We start from the raw sequence: 15453 nt of genomic DNA on the forward strand, positions 1-15453 counted from the left end.
AAATGCGTCCCGGCCCTACATGTTGTATTAATCGTCTATTATGTCACCATATCTTGTCGATGTCTGGCGGTGATGAGATGTGGATAAAACGGGCCGGATCTGAAGGCAAACAGCACGAGCCGTAGCGCGCAGCGCCTTCGGGATAACCTCCGCCTCTGTGGATAACCTGTTCTATATATGGAGTGATCATGACACCGCATGTGATGAAACGTGATGGCTGTAAAGTGCCGTTCAAGTCAGAGCGCATTCAGGAAGCGATTCTGCGTGCAGCTAAAGCAGCGGGAGTCGATGACGCAGACTATTGCGCCACCGTCGCAGAAGTCGTTAGCCAACAAATGCAGGGCCGCGCCCAGGTCGACATCAATGAGATCCAGACCGCGGTGGAAAACCAGCTGATGTCCGGCCCCTATAAGCAGCTGGCGCGCGCCTACATTGAGTATCGCCATGACCGTGATAGCCAGCGTGAGAAGCGCGGCCGCCTCAATCAGGAGATCCGCGGTCTCGTCGAGCAGACCAACTCCGCGCTGCTCAACGAAAACGCCAACAAGGACAGTAAAGTCATCCCGACCCAGCGCGACCTGCTGGCCGGTATCGTCGCCAAGCACTACGCCCGGCAGCACCTGCTGCCTCACGATGTGGTGATGGCCCACGAACGCGGCATGATCCACTATCATGACCTCGATTACTCGCCCTTTTTCCCGATGTTTAACTGCATGCTGATCGACCTGAAAGGCATGCTGACCCAGGGCTTTAAGATGGGCAACGCGGAGATCGAGCCGCCGAAGTCTATCTCTACCGCCACCGCGGTGACAGCGCAGATCATCGCCCAGGTCGCCAGCCATATTTACGGCGGCACCACCATTAACCGCATCGATGAAGTGCTGGCGCCGTTCGTCAGCGAAAGCTTTAACAAGCATCGCAAAATCGCCGAAGAGTGGCAGATCCCGGATGCCGAAGGCTATGCCCGCGCCCGTACCGAAAAAGAGTGCTACGACGCCTTCCAGTCGCTGGAGTATGAGGTTAACACGCTGCATACCGCCAACGGCCAGACGCCGTTCGTCACCTTCGGGTTCGGCCTCGGCACCAGCTGGGAATCGCGGTTGATCCAGCAGTCGATTCTGCGTAACCGCATTGCCGGCCTCGGTAAAAACCGTAAGACCGCGGTGTTCCCGAAACTGGTGTTCGCGATCCGTGACGGCCTGAACCATAAGTTCGGCGATCCGAACTACGACATCAAACAGCTGGCGCTGGAGTGCGCCAGCAAGCGCATGTACCCGGATATCCTCAACTACGACCAGGTGGTGAAGGTTACCGGGTCGTTTAAAACGCCGATGGGCTGCCGCAGCTTCCTCGGGGTGTGGGAAAACGAGAACGGCGAGCAGGTGCACGATGGGCGCAATAACCTCGGCGTTATCAGCCTCAACCTGCCGCGCATCGCCCTGGAAGCGAAAGGCGACGAAGCCGCCTTCTGGGCGCTGCTGGACGAGCGCCTGCAGCTGGCGCGCAAAGCGCTGATGACCCGTATTGCCCGCCTGGAAGGGGTAAAAGCGCGCGTGGCGCCGATCCTCTATATGGAAGGGGCCTGCGGCGTGCGACTGAAAGCCGACGACGACGTCTCCGAGATTTTCAAAAACGGCCGGGCGTCGATTTCGCTGGGCTATATCGGTATCCATGAAACCATCAATGCACTGTACGGCAATCAGCACATGTACGACAGCGAGGCGCTGCGCGAGAAGGGTGTGGCCATCGTCCAGCGCCTGCGCGACGCCGTCGATTTGTGGAAGGAAGAGACCGGCTACGGCTTTAGCTTGTACAGCACGCCGAGCGAAAACCTGTGCGATCGCTTCTGCCGTCTCGATACCGCCGAGTTTGGCGTGGTGGAAGGGGTAACCGACAAAGGTTACTACACCAACAGCTTCCACCTCGACGTGGAGAAGAAGGTCAACCCGTACGACAAGATCGATTTTGAAGCGCCGTATCCGCCGCTGGCCAACGGGGGCTTCATTTGCTACGGCGAATACCCGAACATCCAGCACAACCTGAAGGCGCTGGAGGACGTGTGGGATTACAGCTATCAGCATGTGCCGTATTACGGAACCAATACGCCGATCGATGAATGCTACGAGTGTGGTTTCACCGGCGAGTTCGAGTGCACCAGCAAGGGTTTTACCTGCCCGAAATGCGGTAACCACGACGCCTCCCGCGTTTCCGTTACCCGCCGGGTGTGCGGCTACCTCGGTAGCCCGGACGCGCGTCCGTTCAACGCCGGCAAGCAGGAAGAAGTGAAGCGCCGCGTGAAGCACCTGGGCAATGGGCAGATCGGTTAAAGAACAATGCGCTTTTCCCGGATAGCGGCGCGCAGCGCCTTATCCGGGCTACCACTACCACTGTCGTAGCCCGGCCGAGCGCAGCGACGCCGGGAAATGGCCGCACTCCTCCGTTTTCGCAAAGCCATTAGCGTCAGAGCAAGGCGGCAAACGAAGGGATCCCAGACAGCCAGGTGGGTTTCCTCAAATCAGTTGGCGTTGTAGCAAGGCGGCAAACGAGTAAGTCCCGGGGAGCTTACTGGAGTAAGTGACCCGGGCGAGCGAGCGCAGCCAACGCCGCTGCAGCGGCAAATGAGAAGAGGAAACAATGAATTACCATCAGTACTACCCGGTAGATATTGTCAACGGCCCCGGCACCCGCTGCACCCTGTTTGTCTCCGGCTGCGTCCATGAGTGCCCAGGCTGCTACAACAAAAGCACCTGGCGGGTGAATTCCGGCATGCCCTTCACGACCGAGATGGCCGACCGCATCATTGCCGACCTCAACGATACCCGCATCAAGCGCCAGGGGATTTCACTCTCCGGCGGCGATCCGCTGCATCCACAGAACGTCGCGGAGATCTTAAAGCTGGTTCAGCGCGTGCGCGCCGAATGCCCCGGCAAAGATATCTGGGTCTGGACCGGCTATAAGCTGGATGAGCTGAATGAGGCGCAGATGCAGGTGGTGAACCTGATCAACGTGCTGGTCGACGGTAAGTTTGTGCAGGATTTAAAAGACCCGGCGCTGATCTGGCGCGGCAGCAGCAACCAGGTCGTGCATCATTTGCGATAGCGTTTAGAGCCGTTTATTCGCCTGATGATAAACGGCCGCTTTCTCTCTTTTGCCAATGGCAATAACGTAAACCACCACCACCCTATCTCGTACTTGATACACCAGCCGATAACCTGACGCCTTAAGCTTGATTTTGTAGCAATCCGGCAAATCGCTCAGCCTGGCCGACTCAATTCGCGGATTCTGCACAATTTGCTGGAGCTTATTTTTGAACTGTTTTTTGACCGTCTCGCCAAGCTGCCATTCGCGCCAGGCTCGTGGATCAAACTCCAGTTCATAGGTCATCCAGACTCACCTTAACCCCCGGCCGTGGGTTTTCCAGCCGCTCGCGAACGGTGCGTAACAACGCCGCTTCGCCATCGCTGATGGTCATACTTTTCACCGGCATGCGGCCATTTTCCGCAATGTATTGAAACAGCAGGCGTACCGCCTCCGTTGGCGTCATATCGAGTTTCTCCAGCACGGCATAAGCCTCTTTTTTGAGTTTATCATCCAGTCGAACGTTGAGCGTGGCCATTATGCCTCCAGAAAGGGATATTTTGTAATGCATTATAGCATTACATTTGAATTACACTCGAATCTGGAAAACGCCTCTCAAAACCGGCTGACGCATTCCATCGCCACCGTTTTAAACTCATCGAAGCTGCGGGTCGTGGCGAGGCGGCTCATGGCGCGCTCGCGCAGGAAAGTCACGAAAATATCGTAGATCGCCATCGCCTCTTCATACTCGCGCTTGCTGATAGCGAGCAGGAAGATGATATGGGCGGTTTCGTCCCCCCAGGCGATGCCCTGCGGAGCGATAACGGTATAGACCACCGTCTTTTTCGCCAGCAGACCCAGGGAGTGCGGTAGCGCAATACCGTCGCCGAGCATGGTGCTGACGATCGCTTCACGCTCCACCACCGAAGCATGAAACTCCGCATCGACGAAGCCTTCCTCCAGCAGCTGCTGACACAGTTCGGCGAATAGCGTTTGCTGATCCATCGGCGTGTCGATCACCCGGAAATGGGCGGCATCGAAGTACTTATTCAGCATCCACGGACGGGTGCGGTCCACCAGCACCAGCTTGCCGATCTGATCCAGTTGATAGTCAGTGGGGAACGGCGCGATGGTCACTACCGGCTTGTCTTTTTCGCTGATCCGCACCGTGGAGATAACAAAATCCTCCTCGATCGCGTCCCGCTGTTCGTACTCGCGCTGGGAAATAGTGGCGGCGATCTCCAGCTGCGGATATTTGCGCTGCAGGATCGCCTCAATCATCCGCACCATCGCATTGCTGGTATCACACACCAGCAGCACCTGCGGCTGACGCTGGTAGCCGATGTTGTAGTGGCGCTCCAGCCCGACGCCGATATGCAGCACCAGAAAACCGATTTCGTTTTCGCTAATGGTATAAGGCGTGTATTTGCCCCAGCTGGAGACCGCGGCGAGGGTCATATCCCAGGCCATCGGGTAGTGCTGTTTGATGTTATCCAGCAGCGGATTGGGGATCATGATCTGGTAGCGTACGCGGGTGATCATGGTCTTTATGTGGGTCAACAGATCGGCGTGCAGCTGGGCATCGTCCAGCAGATTGTAGTTATACTGGCTGTTGATGTAGCGCAGGATGTAGTTGACCAGCGCTTCGTCATCGTCGGCGCTGATGGTTTCCGGGTCCACGTCCTGTACCTGACGGGCAGCGATATGCACGCACAGCCACTCTTCTTCCGCGGGCGATAAAGGTTTACCGGCCAGCCGCTGCAGTTCGCCCGCCAGATCGCGCGCGGCATCACGGACGTTCTGCGCCACATCTTCAGCACTGAAATCCGCCAGCGGGTAGCCTTCGCTGACGCGGCGCACCACCACCGCCCCGTACAGGCAGATAAAGCGCTCGCCGACGTCGGTGAGGCGAATATGGTGCCGGGTGAGCGTCTCCTGCAGCACGGGCTCCAGCAGCGCTGGCACCTCCGCGGCAAAGGCCTCGGCGCCGATCGGCGGCGCGATACCGCCCTGCTGGGCCAGCTCCCACAGCAGGTCGGTGAGGCAGGCGCGAACCGATACCTCGCTGCCAAACAGCTTCATACCGTGGCGCGGGCGGGTTTCAAGGGTGAGCTGATAGCGCTGGAAGCGCTCGCGCACCTCGACCATATCGTTCTGCAGCGTGGCGCGGCTGACGAACCACTCATCCGCCAGGTCTTCCAGCTTGATGGAGAACGCCGACGTCAGAAAACGCACCAGCAGAAACGTGATGCGATCCTGGGCGGTACGCGGGACATGCTGCGCCTTCGGCGACGCCTCCTCCAGTGTCTGAAAGCTCGCCGGGTTATCAATTTTCAGCTGATAACCGCTGCCGCGGTTGAGGATAAACTGCGCGCCATACTGCGCCAGTAGCGCATTCAGGGCGGTAATATCGGCGCGCACGGTACGGGTGGAAACCGACAGGCGTTGCGCCAGCTCATCCTGCGGCAGCGTTTCATTCCGCAGCAGGGTGAAGAGTTGCGCTAAGCGTTGGTTGGGAAATCGCATGTCAGTTCCTTGTGGTTACGGCTCAGGGTTGGGCGGATATCACCATCTGCGATGGGCTGCCGACCGGCGTGTAGTCTGAGACAAAGGTCAATTTGCCATCCTTCGGCGCCACGCTGAAGCGGGTAATATTATCGCTACGCTGGTTCATGACGTACAGCCACTGCCCCTGAGTATCCAGGGTCAGCGTGCGGGGGTAATCTCCGCGCGTCCAGATATCCTCCTGGTGGCTCAGGCGGCCATCGGCCTGCACCGTAAAGTGGGCGATGCTGTTATGCAGACGGTTGGCGACGTACAGCTGTTTGCCGTCGTTGCTCAGCGCCAGACCGGCGGCAAAGCTGGTGCCCTTATACTCTTTCGGCAGCGCGGAGACGGTTTTGCCTTCGCGCAGCAGGCCGCTTTGCTTATCCAGATGATAGAAGGTCAGCGTCGACGCTTCTTCGTTAATCAGCCACAGGCCGTCGCCCTTTGGCGTAAAGACGAAGTGGCGCGGGCCGGCGCCCGGCGACGAAGCGGCGATAAACGGCGGATCGTTCGGCGTCAGCTTGCCGCTGGCGCTATCCAGCCGGTACTGATAGATCCGATCCAGCCCCAGATCGGTAGAGTAAACGTATTTTCCGCTGGAATCGGCGGCGATCATATGGGCGTGCGGGCCATTGTGATCGCTGATGGCGAAACTGCCCTCGACGGCCGCCGCCGGGCGTTCGGCCCCTGCCGGGCCTTCATCCTGATGCCTGTCCACCGCCTCACCCAGGCTACCATCTTCTTTGACCGGTAGCACGGCGATGCTGCCGCTGACGTAGTTGGCTACCAGCAACTGTTTACCGTTTGGCGTCAGGGAGAGATAAACCGGCCCGGCGCCGCCGGAGGCGACCTGATTGAGTGCGGTCAGCTCACCGTTCTTCTCAATGCGCCACGCCTGCACCACGCCTTTCTCCACCTCGCTGGCGGCATACAGCGTTTTGCCATCGCGCGAGACGGTCAGCTGCGCGACATTCGCCAGCGAGCTCACCAGCGCCTTGTCCCGCAGCGCGCCGGTTTGGCCATCAACGGTAAAGCGGTACAGACCTTCGCCATTGGGATTATAGGTGCCAATCCAGGCGTAGTGGGTTTGCGCGGCGGCGCCGGCGGCAAGCAAAGACAGTGAAGCAACAAGCAGGTGACGAGCGGTTGGCATGGTAACTCCTTGATGGTTCGGTGGGATCAGTTGCCCCTCATCCTTTGATGGGTGAGGGGCAAGGGCACTACTTCACTAACTGTTTGGTCATCTCCAGCAGCTGGCGAACATCGGCCGGGCGGGTGTTGCCGCTGGCCTTATCGATAATCGAGCTGTAGATATGCGGGATGATTTTGCTTACCCCGGCATCAAGGGCGATTTTCAGGATCGCGCTGTAGTTTTCCAGATCGATACCGCCGGTCGGCTCCAGCCAGAAATCGTGCGCGGCGCAGGCTTTGGCCACTGCTTCGAACTCGTCGCGGTGCTTCAGGCCGCCCATCGGGAAGTATTTGATGGAGCTGCCGCCCATATCTTTTAACAGCGCGATGGCGGTTTCCAGCGGCACAATCCCATCCGCCGCGCCGCTGCTCAGCGGGCCGGTGGAGATCTTCACCATCCCCGGGGTGCCGGTGGGCGAAACCAGGCCGTTGACCACCGTCTCGTTCTGCCCGAGCAGCGCGCGGCTGGTGGCCACGCCGGTGAAGACCTGGTTGACGTGCTGCGGCTGCACCTGGCGAGAAATCTCGCTCACCATCGCCGACTGATTCGGATCCCCCGCGCCCAGCCCGACGGAGAGGGCGTTATCAATCAGCTTCGCGTAGTCGCGCATATCGGCCACCGCGCTGGCGACGTCCGGGTAATTTTTGGAGAGCACGCCGACCAGGACATGACCTTCCGCCGCGTCGTAGATTTCCCGAGCGTTGTCTTTGCTGCCCGCCAGGACGTTCAGGCACACGCGGTCACGGTAAAAGTTTGGGGTCAGTTTCATGCTTGTTTCTCCTTGTGCAGAACTTCCGCGATGCGACGGGCGACCACCGCCAGCTGCTGTGCGTTAACGCTGCGGACATCGGCTTCGATAATGCCTTCATTCGCTTTATAGCCGCGGAAGTAGATGGCGTATTCGCCTTGCTTCAGCGCGTTAACCAGATCGCCGGTCTTCACGCCGGTCACCGCTTCGTCGAATTTGATTTCGGCGCGGGCGATATCGCGGCCGGCGCTGTCCCATACCACACGGGCAGTGACGCCGTCGAGGGTGTTGAGCTGTTCGATAAAAGGCGTCATCTTCGTCACCATCTCCTCACCGCTCTCTTTGCTCGTCGTCAGGTAGTGTTCAATGGCGCAGGTCAGGCCGAGGATCCCCTCTTTCCCCACTTTCATCGCCCGGCCAATGCCCATCGACTGGCGTTTAACCCACTCAACGTACTGCGTTTTGCCGATCACCAGCCCGCTGGTCGGCCCTTCAATCGCTTTCGCGCCGCTGTAGATAACCAGGTCGGCGCCCATGCGGTAGTAGCACTGCAGATCTTCCTCCGCCGCCGCGTCGACGATCAGCGGTAAATGATGCTGACGCGCTACTTCCGCGGCCTGCGCGACGTTGAGCATGCTTTTCTGCACGCAGTGGTGGGATTTGATGTAGAGGATCGCCGCGGTGCGCGGGGTGATCGCCGCCGCCAGCTGTTCGGCAGAGCATTCGTTGGCGTAGCCCGCTTCCACCAGCTTACCGCCGCCGGTCGCCACCATGGTGCCGACCGGCGCGCCGAAGTTGACGTTGTGGCCCTTCGGCAGGACGATTTCGTTATTCTCTATCGGCGTAACGTGCAGGTTCTCCAGCAGCCAGTCGCTGTCTTTCACCAGCACCGCCGCCACCGACTGGGCAATCCCTGCCGACGCGCAGGAGACCACGGTCGCCCCTTCCACGTCCAGCAGCCTGGCGATGTACTCGCCGGTCTTATTCACCAGGTCTTTCATTTCAAAGTACTGGTTCATACCGGCCATCGCGGCTTCCACCACTTCCGGGCGCGGCGTGGAGACGCCCAGCGCCGTCATCCGGCCGGAAGTGTTAATAACTTGTTTTAAATGGTATTTTTCAAAAATCGAAGGCATGTTCCGCGCTCCCTTGTTCGGTCAGATAGCCTTTGCCCGCGCGGATCGCGGCCAGCGGCACCAGAATGTTGTCTGCCTGGAGGCTCTCTTTTTCGGCATCCACCAGCAGCGTTGGCTGGCGCTCCAGGCGAAATAGCGTTAGATCGGCGTCGAAACCCACTTCCAGCCGCCCTTTACGCGACAGGCGCAGCCCCTCGGCGGCGCTGACGGTCACGCAGTCAATCACCTGCGGCAGGGTCATGCCGATAGCGAGGAATTTCGACATCACCAGCGCCAGCGAACGTACCGGGCCGTCGATGCGGTTGCGGCAGTAAATATCCGAGCTGATGGTGTGCGGCAGAATGCCCAGCGCAATCGCCCGGCGCGCCACTTCAAAGCTGAAGCTGGCGGTACCGTGGCCGACGTCAAGGCGCACGCCGCGGTGCAGGGCGCGGGTAATCGAACTGCGCAGTTCGCCGGCAGGATTCAGAATGCGGTTCGGCTTGCCGTTATAGCAGTGGGTAATGATGTCGCCGCGACTCAACAGCTCGGCAATTTCATCGAGGTTCGGCGGATTATTGCCGATGTGTACCATCAGCGGCAGATCGCCGTTTTCCTGCTGCATAGTCTTGGCGCGCGCCAGCGGCGTAATGCCGTTTTCCCCCACCACGCTGCTGCTCATCCGCGCCTTCAGGCCGACGATAAAGTCGGGATGGCGCTGCACCGCCTGCTTCACCGCCTCGGCGTCGATATTGGCCAAATTGGCCAGTTCGTTCTGGGCAATCAGCCCGACGCGGGAGATATTGAGCAGGGCATAGACTTCCGTCACCGCTTTGCGGGTTAACTGGTAGAAGTCGTCCACATCGTCGGCGCCGGTGCTGCCAGCATCAATCACGGTGGTGACGCCGGTGGCGATGCCAACGCTGTCCGGCTCATCGTGATATATCGGCGAATTTGGGTAGCAGTGAACGTGGGAGTCAATCCAGCCGGCGCTGACGTAGCTGTTGCCCTGCAGATCGATGGTTTTACGGGAGGGCGCGCTAATCTCGCCCAGCGCCGCGATTTTCCCGTCCTGAATGGCGATATCAGTCAGGGTATCGTCGACGAGGCGCGCGCGGCGCAGGAGTAAATCAAACATAGCTATCTCCTGATGAAAGAGTGAATCTGTTGCCGGATGGCGGCGTACCGCCTTATCCGGCCTACACATCGCGCTGACCTGTAGGCCCGATAAGCGCAGCGCCATCTAGCGATTAGCTAATCGCCACCGGGAAGATCGAGCCGAGGATCATCGCGCCGAGGATGGCGCCACCGGTGATCGGTTTCTGCCAGATATAGAACAGCAGTGCGCCAACCAGCGAGCCGATCCCGATAGGAATCGAGGCGGTCATTGCGCTGAGGATAATCAACGGCCCCAGGAAGCGGCCGGAGGCGTTACCTGCGCCCATCATCACGTCGGCGCCGTAGGTGGAGTCGCTCTGGTTGATGGTGAACTTACGCGCCAGAATGATGATGTAGCCCACCGCCAGGCCGAGGATCAGGCCGGTTGCCAGCGAGGCGGCGAAGTTCGCCACCGGGAAGACAAAGCCCGCGCCGAGCAGCAGCGCCGGGACGCCAAGACCGATCCCGGTCTGAATAGCGCCGCCGATATCGAGGATCCCCACCAGCGACCCTTCGATGATGCGGGCGAACAGAAAGCTGGCGCCAAACGCCGCCACCGCGCCGTAAACGCCGGTATCAATCCCCGACTTCAGCATCGCCACGAAGGCGACTTCGTTAAAGGCGCCGATGCCGTACAGGTAGTACATGTGGGTCCCGGCGAAGACGCCGGAGGAGAGCAGGCCAACGAAGATCGGGAACGACCAGTCGGCATACCAAAAACCTTTATTCTGTTCCATTATCAGGCTCCCGTTATTTGCCGCTGAGTGAGTTGTGGATCATGTCCAGCCAGTTCGGCACGGTCAGATGGAAGGATTCGATCATCTTCATGTCGAAGCCGCGGAAGAAGCCGCTGAGGACGAACAGGGCGACAATGGCCACCATCATCACTTTGGTGACCCGGTTCCAGCCGCTCTCTTCAACGCCTTTGCCGATCAGAATACCCAGCACCAGCCCCGGTACGGCGTTGCCCATAATCAGCTGCGCCGCGCCGCCGAAGATGGTCGCCCAGAAGCCTGATTTTTTACCGGCGTCGATCGCCGCCAGCCAGAAGATCACCGGCATCACGGTGTTCACCAGCAGGTTTGCCGCCGGTACCAGTACCTTAACCGCGGTCACCTGCAGCGCTTCCGGTACGGACGAGGCGGTAAGGTTGAGGAAGGCGACGACAATCATGCCGATGATGCCGCAGGAGATGGCCATTTTTTTCGGATCGTGCAGCGTTTCGCCGACGTTACGATTTTTCAGCATCAGCGCCGCCGCGCCCCAGTTGGGGATAATGCGGTGGTCAACATCCTGGGTGAAGGAGCCTGCTGCAACGGAAGAGGCCCAGGCGTTAAAGAAGAAACCGAGGCCAAAGGAGAAGTGGGAAGCCGGATCGCCCTCACAGGAGTTCAGCTCGCCCAGGGTTCGAAACGCCCCCATCCCCTGGGTGGTAGGGGCATGAAACATGCGTGCCGCTCCGGCGCCCACGCCGACGCCGACCAGGCCGCCGATGATAAGCGATTTTATTAAAATTATCAGGAACATAGTCAGACCCTTTGCTAACAATCAGGTTTGCGTGACGAAATCCACTTTATCGAGATCGATGGCGGTCACGTTGACGGTGACGTCCAGCTCCACGCTGTAGGTCCGTCGTTCACGGCGCAAAAAGAAAAACAGGAAGGCCTCTTTTCGTACCGCTTCGCGCGCATGAACAACCGTCACGTCCTGTGGCTCAATACGCAGCAGAATGTGCGATGAGGTTTTCATCACCGCAGCCTGCACATGGTTCAGGGCATCGGCGAAGGCCCGTGATTTGCTTTCGCCTTTGCCGGCAACCCTCACCGTGGTGGTGAATTGCTCTTTCATACTTATGCGCCGTATTTCTTTTTCCAGGCTTCTACCAGGCGCTCGCCCAGCTCTTCTTTATCCATAAAGCCGAAGCCCAGCACGTTGCAGCCTTCGTTGATGGCGGTGACGCCCTCTTCAACAGAACGCATGCCGTATTTCGCTTTGTAGCCGTATTTGGTCTGGGCGGTGATGGCGCCGGCGCCGCCGCTGCCGCAGAAGGAGATGCCGAAGGTGGCGTTTTCCGCTTTCATCATGTCGCCAAGCTTCATGTCGGCAGCAACGCCAGGGACGACCACTGCGCGTGCGCCGGCTTTCTCTGCGCCTGCGGCGACCTTTTGGCCTTTACCCAGACGGTCGCCAATAACTACGGTGATTTGTTCCATGTTTTGCTCCTTACAGGTTTTCTTTTGCGACTTCGAAGTGGACGGAGAGCAGCCAGGCCTCTTCATCAGGCAGGTTGCCGAACTGCGCGACCACTTCGCGGGCCAACGTCATTGAATCTGGTGAAATCTCTTCGAACAGGCTGGCATCCACTTCCGGCAGCGGTTCGCCGCTGATTGACCGGTGGGCCATCGCCCGCACGTGGGAAGTCAGCATTTGCTCCTGAACGTCGTTAGGGACGATGCCGTGACGGCTTAACAGGGCAAAAACCTGCTGCAGCATCTTGTCAGCCAGGCGTTCGGTCTGCGCTGCCTGCTCCCCTACGTCGTGTATTACCGCTCCGTTATTCACTTCTGATACCCCGCTGATGTCTCTGGGAATCAAAGTAGCGCCGGGGGATGGGAGTTTGTAGCGAGTTGTTTTCCACTTCGAAGTGGAAAGGGAGACGGCAGGCGTGATCGACACCACATATTCACTGGAAAAATGAAAAAACAGCAATTATGGCGTGAGACGTATCACAACAATGCGCGCGAATGAGCCGCCCGCGGCTGCGGAAAGGCCGGAAAAAGAAAAGGGAAAAATGTGATACAGGTAGGTTTTCAGGCGGGAGACATCGGCTGATGCCTCCCGAAAAGAACAGTTAGCGGTACTTCTTATGGTAGGTGTTGCGGGTGGTTTTAAACTCCTCCGCGGCGGCCTGCGCCTCTTTCACCTTGCCTTCATTCGCCAGCTTCAGCGCGCCGTCGATCTGGCCGATCAGAATATCCAGACCGTGACGGTAATCTTTCATCTCAGCGCTGTCGGCCGCTTTGCCTTCCAGCTTCGGCGGGGTCTCTTTCTGGGCATCAACCGCGGCGGTACGCATCTTATTCAGCGCCGCTTTCAGCTCGCCGGCGTCAGAGGTTTTCTGTACCACTTGCAGGTTTTCTGCCAGAGTGTCCATGTCTTCGCCCAGGTCGGCGAAGGCCGACGCTGAACCGAGCGCAAAAGCAGAGACAGCCAGCATCGCTAACAGTTTTTTACGCATTGCTCACTTCCTTTTTATTATTTAAGCAAACAGGTGTTATTGTCCGGCGATTTTCATCTCCGGCAGCAGCACAGAACCACACTGAATGTTGCTGCGCGTTTCGATATCATCGCCAATGGTCACGATATTACGCCACATTTCTTTCAGATTTCCTGCAATGGTGATCTCACTGACAGGATATTGAATTTCGCCATTTTCTACCCAGAAGCCGGATGCGCCGCGTGAGTAGTCGCCGGTGACGCCACTGACACCCTGCCCCATCAGTTCGGTAACCACAAGACCGGTGCCCATCTCTTTAAGCATCTTTGCAAAACTCAGCCCGCGGCCGTTGATGCGCCAGTTATGGATGCCCCCGGCGTGGCCGGTGCTTTTCATCCCCAGCTTGCGGGCGGAGTAGTTGGTCAGCAGCCACTGGGTCAGTACGCCATCTTTGACGATATCGCGACGCTCGGTGCGCACGCCTTCGCTGTCGAAAGGCGTGGAGGCCAGCCCTTTCAGCAGGTGCGGATGCTCTTCAATGGTCAGCCACTCCGGCAAAATTTGTTTGCCCAGCGAATCGAGCAGGAAGGTGGATTTGCGGTATACCGAACCACCGGCAATCGCTCCGACCAGGTGGCCAAACAGCCCGGTCGCCACTTCGTTGGCGAAAATCACCGGCGCCTTCATGGTCGACAGCTTACGCGGCGCCAGGCGCGACAGGGTGCGGCGGGCGCACTCTTCCCCGACCCATTCCGGGGATTGCAGATCCTCGATTGCCCGGCCAATGGTGTAGGCGTAGTCGCGTTCCATATCGCCGTCATCTTCCGCAATGACGCAGCTGGAGAGCGAATGGCGAGTCGAGCAGTAGCTTTGCAGCATGCCATGGCTGTTGCCGAACACTTTGATGCCATAGTGGCTGTTAAAGCTGCCGCCTTCGGTGTTGGTGATGCGTTTATCGGCCTTCAGCGCCGCTTGCTCCGCGCGGGCGGCCAGTTCAATGGCGTCGTCCGGGGAGACCTCCGCCGGGTGGAACAGGTCCAGATCCGGAGCGTCAAAGGCCAGCAGCTCTTTATCGGCCACACCGGCAAACGGGTCCGGGGAGGTATAGCGTGCGATATCCAACGCCGCCTGCACGGTACGGGCGATGGCGTCCGGGCTGAGATCGGTGGAAGAGGCGCTGCCCTTGCGGTTCTGGTGGTAAACCGTGATGCCTAACGCCCCATCGCTATTGAATTCTACATTCTCCACTTCGCCATAGCGGGTGCTGACGCCGATGCCTGTCGTTTTGCTGACGGAGACTTCTGCGCCATCGGATTTACCTGCCGCCAGTTCCAGCGCCGTGGTCACGGCCTCTTCCAGCGTCTTACGTTGCTGGGCAACTTGAGAGATCACTTTCATTGCTAATGCCATAATGTAAGAAGGAGTTAACTGAAGTCTAACAGAGAACCGTTTTTCAGTGCGCGCCTTAACTGGTAACATTAGCCTCTTTTTTTAAGGAGCCTGAGATGACAAAGCAGCCCGAAGACTGGCTCGACGACGTTCCCGGTGATGATATCGAGGATGAAGACGATGAAATTATCTGGGTCAGTAAGAGTGAAATTAAGCGCGACGCTGAAGAACTGAAGCGTCTTGGCGCTGAACTCGTTGACCTGGGGAAAAACGCGCTGGATAAAATTCCGCTGGATACTGACCTGCGCGACGCCATCGAACTCGCCCAGCGAATCAAAAAAGAGGGTCGCCGCCGCCAGCTGCAGCTTATCGGTAAGATGCTGCGCAATCGCGATGTCGATCCGATTCGTCAGGCGCTGGATAAGCTAAAAAACCGCCACAACCAGCAGGTTGCGCTGTTCCACAAGCTGGAGCAGATTCGTGACCGACTGATTGACGACGGGGATGACGCCGTAGCTGAAGTGCTGAACCTGTGGCCAGATGCTGACCGTCAGCAGCTGCGTTCCCTGATCCGCAATGCGAAGAAAGAGAAAGAAGGCAACAAACCGCCGAAATCCGCGCGCCTGATCTTCCAGTATCTGCGCGAACTGGCGGAAAACGAAGGCTAATCCCCGCCGCTTTTGCCGCACAAGTCACCCGGATGGCGGCGCGCTGCGCCTTATCCGGGCTACTCCGCTGTTTCCGGCGTTGTACCGGATGGCGGCTACGCCTTATCCGGCCTACCTTCCCCAGCTACAACGCCAACATCGCGCCAACAGGGGGGTTCCCGCTGCATCTCCTGAGTCCCCCTAATCCGCACAACGATACTTTTGTTTATTGCCTCACCACCGCTGAATCGTTAAAGCTAAAAGCAATGCAGATCACATCTTGTGGTGATAATTAATCATGCCTTAGCACAATAATACGACACTTATCGCATTTAACATCTTCAAAACGGCCACTTTCTCAC

General features: G+C 58.5%; 17 protein-coding genes. 3 read left to right on the forward strand and 14 right to left on the reverse strand.

Annotation, left to right across the window (positions count from 1 at the left end):
- The first annotated feature begins 188 nt into the window (after window positions 1-188).
- Both nrdD and nrdG read left to right on the forward strand, forming a co-directional pair.
- Window positions 189-2327, forward strand: a complete 2139-nt coding sequence (nrdD, locus tag ABLV64_RS09780; protein ID WP_004206513.1) for an anaerobic ribonucleoside-triphosphate reductase — start codon at window positions 189-191, stop codon at window positions 2325-2327.
- Between the two features lie 307 nt (window positions 2328-2634).
- The gene (gene nrdG, locus ABLV64_RS09785; RefSeq protein WP_023319597.1) at window positions 2635-3099 is read left to right on the forward strand and encodes an anaerobic ribonucleoside-triphosphate reductase-activating protein; all 465 of its coding nucleotides are present in this window, start codon (window positions 2635-2637) and stop codon (window positions 3097-3099) included.
- Window positions 3100-3102: 3 nt separating this feature from the next.
- On the opposite strand, the gene ABLV64_RS09790 is transcribed toward nrdG, so the two are convergent.
- The 14 genes from ABLV64_RS09790 to pmbA form a co-directional block, all read right to left on the reverse strand.
- Window positions 3103-3384, reverse strand: a complete 282-nt coding sequence (locus ABLV64_RS09790) for a type II toxin-antitoxin system RelE/ParE family toxin (RefSeq protein WP_017900571.1) — start codon at window positions 3382-3384, stop codon at window positions 3103-3105.
- Window positions 3374-3616, reverse strand: a complete 243-nt coding sequence (locus tag ABLV64_RS09795; protein WP_002886901.1) for a type II toxin-antitoxin system RelB/DinJ family antitoxin — start codon at window positions 3614-3616, stop codon at window positions 3374-3376. Before ABLV64_RS09795 ends, ABLV64_RS09790 begins: the two co-directional genes overlap by 11 nt.
- A 77-nt stretch (window positions 3617-3693) precedes the next feature.
- Window positions 3694-5604: a PRD domain-containing protein gene (locus tag ABLV64_RS09800; protein WP_017900572.1), complete on the reverse strand. Its 1911-nt coding sequence runs from the start codon at window positions 5602-5604 to the stop codon at window positions 3694-3696.
- A 22-nt stretch (window positions 5605-5626) separates the two neighbouring features.
- Window positions 5627-6778, reverse strand: coding sequence for a lactonase family protein (locus ABLV64_RS09805; protein WP_348843278.1), 1152 nt, complete (start codon window positions 6776-6778; stop codon window positions 5627-5629).
- 67 nt (window positions 6779-6845) lie between these two features.
- Window positions 6846-7586, reverse strand: a complete 741-nt coding sequence (locus tag ABLV64_RS09810) for a KDGP aldolase family protein (RefSeq protein WP_017900574.1) — start codon at window positions 7584-7586, stop codon at window positions 6846-6848.
- On the reverse strand, window positions 7583-8701 hold the full coding sequence (locus ABLV64_RS09815; RefSeq protein ID WP_348843279.1) for a DgaE family pyridoxal phosphate-dependent ammonia lyase: 1119 nt from the start codon (window positions 8699-8701) through the stop codon (window positions 7583-7585). Before ABLV64_RS09815 ends, ABLV64_RS09810 begins: the two co-directional genes overlap by 4 nt.
- On the reverse strand, window positions 8685-9818 hold the full coding sequence (locus ABLV64_RS09820) for an amidohydrolase/deacetylase family metallohydrolase (RefSeq protein WP_004206505.1): 1134 nt from the start codon (window positions 9816-9818) through the stop codon (window positions 8685-8687). Before ABLV64_RS09820 ends, ABLV64_RS09815 begins: the two co-directional genes overlap by 17 nt.
- A 112-nt stretch (window positions 9819-9930) precedes the next feature.
- A complete protein-coding gene (locus tag ABLV64_RS09825) occupies window positions 9931-10575 on the reverse strand; it encodes a DUF4310 family protein (protein ID WP_004206504.1) in 645 nt (214 codons plus the stop codon).
- A gap of 13 nt (window positions 10576-10588) precedes the next feature.
- Window positions 10589-11365, reverse strand: coding sequence for a DUF4311 domain-containing protein (locus ABLV64_RS09830; RefSeq protein ID WP_002886897.1), 777 nt, complete (start codon window positions 11363-11365; stop codon window positions 10589-10591).
- A gap of 21 nt (window positions 11366-11386) precedes the next feature.
- Window positions 11387-11686: a DUF4312 family protein gene (locus ABLV64_RS09835; RefSeq protein WP_004206503.1), complete on the reverse strand. Its 300-nt coding sequence runs from the start codon at window positions 11684-11686 to the stop codon at window positions 11387-11389.
- Between the two features lie 2 nt (window positions 11687-11688).
- Window positions 11689-12051 (reverse strand): SFCGS family glycine-rich protein, encoded by a 363-nt coding sequence (locus ABLV64_RS09840; RefSeq protein ID WP_004206501.1) that lies wholly within the window; start codon window positions 12049-12051, stop codon window positions 11689-11691.
- Between the two features lie 10 nt (window positions 12052-12061).
- Complete coding sequence (locus ABLV64_RS09845) at window positions 12062-12400, reverse strand: PRD domain-containing protein (protein ID WP_004206500.1); 339 nt, start codon at window positions 12398-12400, stop codon at window positions 12062-12064.
- Window positions 12401-12689: 289 nt separating this feature from the next.
- Window positions 12690-13076, reverse strand: a complete 387-nt coding sequence (gene cybC, locus ABLV64_RS09850; protein ID WP_002886893.1) for a cytochrome b562 — start codon at window positions 13074-13076, stop codon at window positions 12690-12692.
- 36 nt (window positions 13077-13112) lie between these two features.
- Window positions 13113-14465, reverse strand: coding sequence for a metalloprotease PmbA (gene pmbA / locus ABLV64_RS09855; protein WP_017900576.1), 1353 nt, complete (start codon window positions 14463-14465; stop codon window positions 13113-13115).
- 95 nt (window positions 14466-14560) lie between these two features.
- On the opposite strand from pmbA, the gene yjgA reads away from it, so the two are divergent.
- On the forward strand, window positions 14561-15112 hold the full coding sequence (gene yjgA, locus ABLV64_RS09860) for a ribosome biogenesis factor YjgA (RefSeq protein ID WP_004206498.1): 552 nt from the start codon (window positions 14561-14563) through the stop codon (window positions 15110-15112).
- The last annotated feature ends 341 nt before the right edge of the window (window positions 15113-15453 follow it).

It is taken from the genome of Klebsiella sp. JB_Kp031 (assembly GCF_040064295.1).
Classification (GTDB): domain Bacteria; phylum Pseudomonadota; class Gammaproteobacteria; order Enterobacterales; family Enterobacteriaceae; genus Klebsiella; species Klebsiella quasipneumoniae.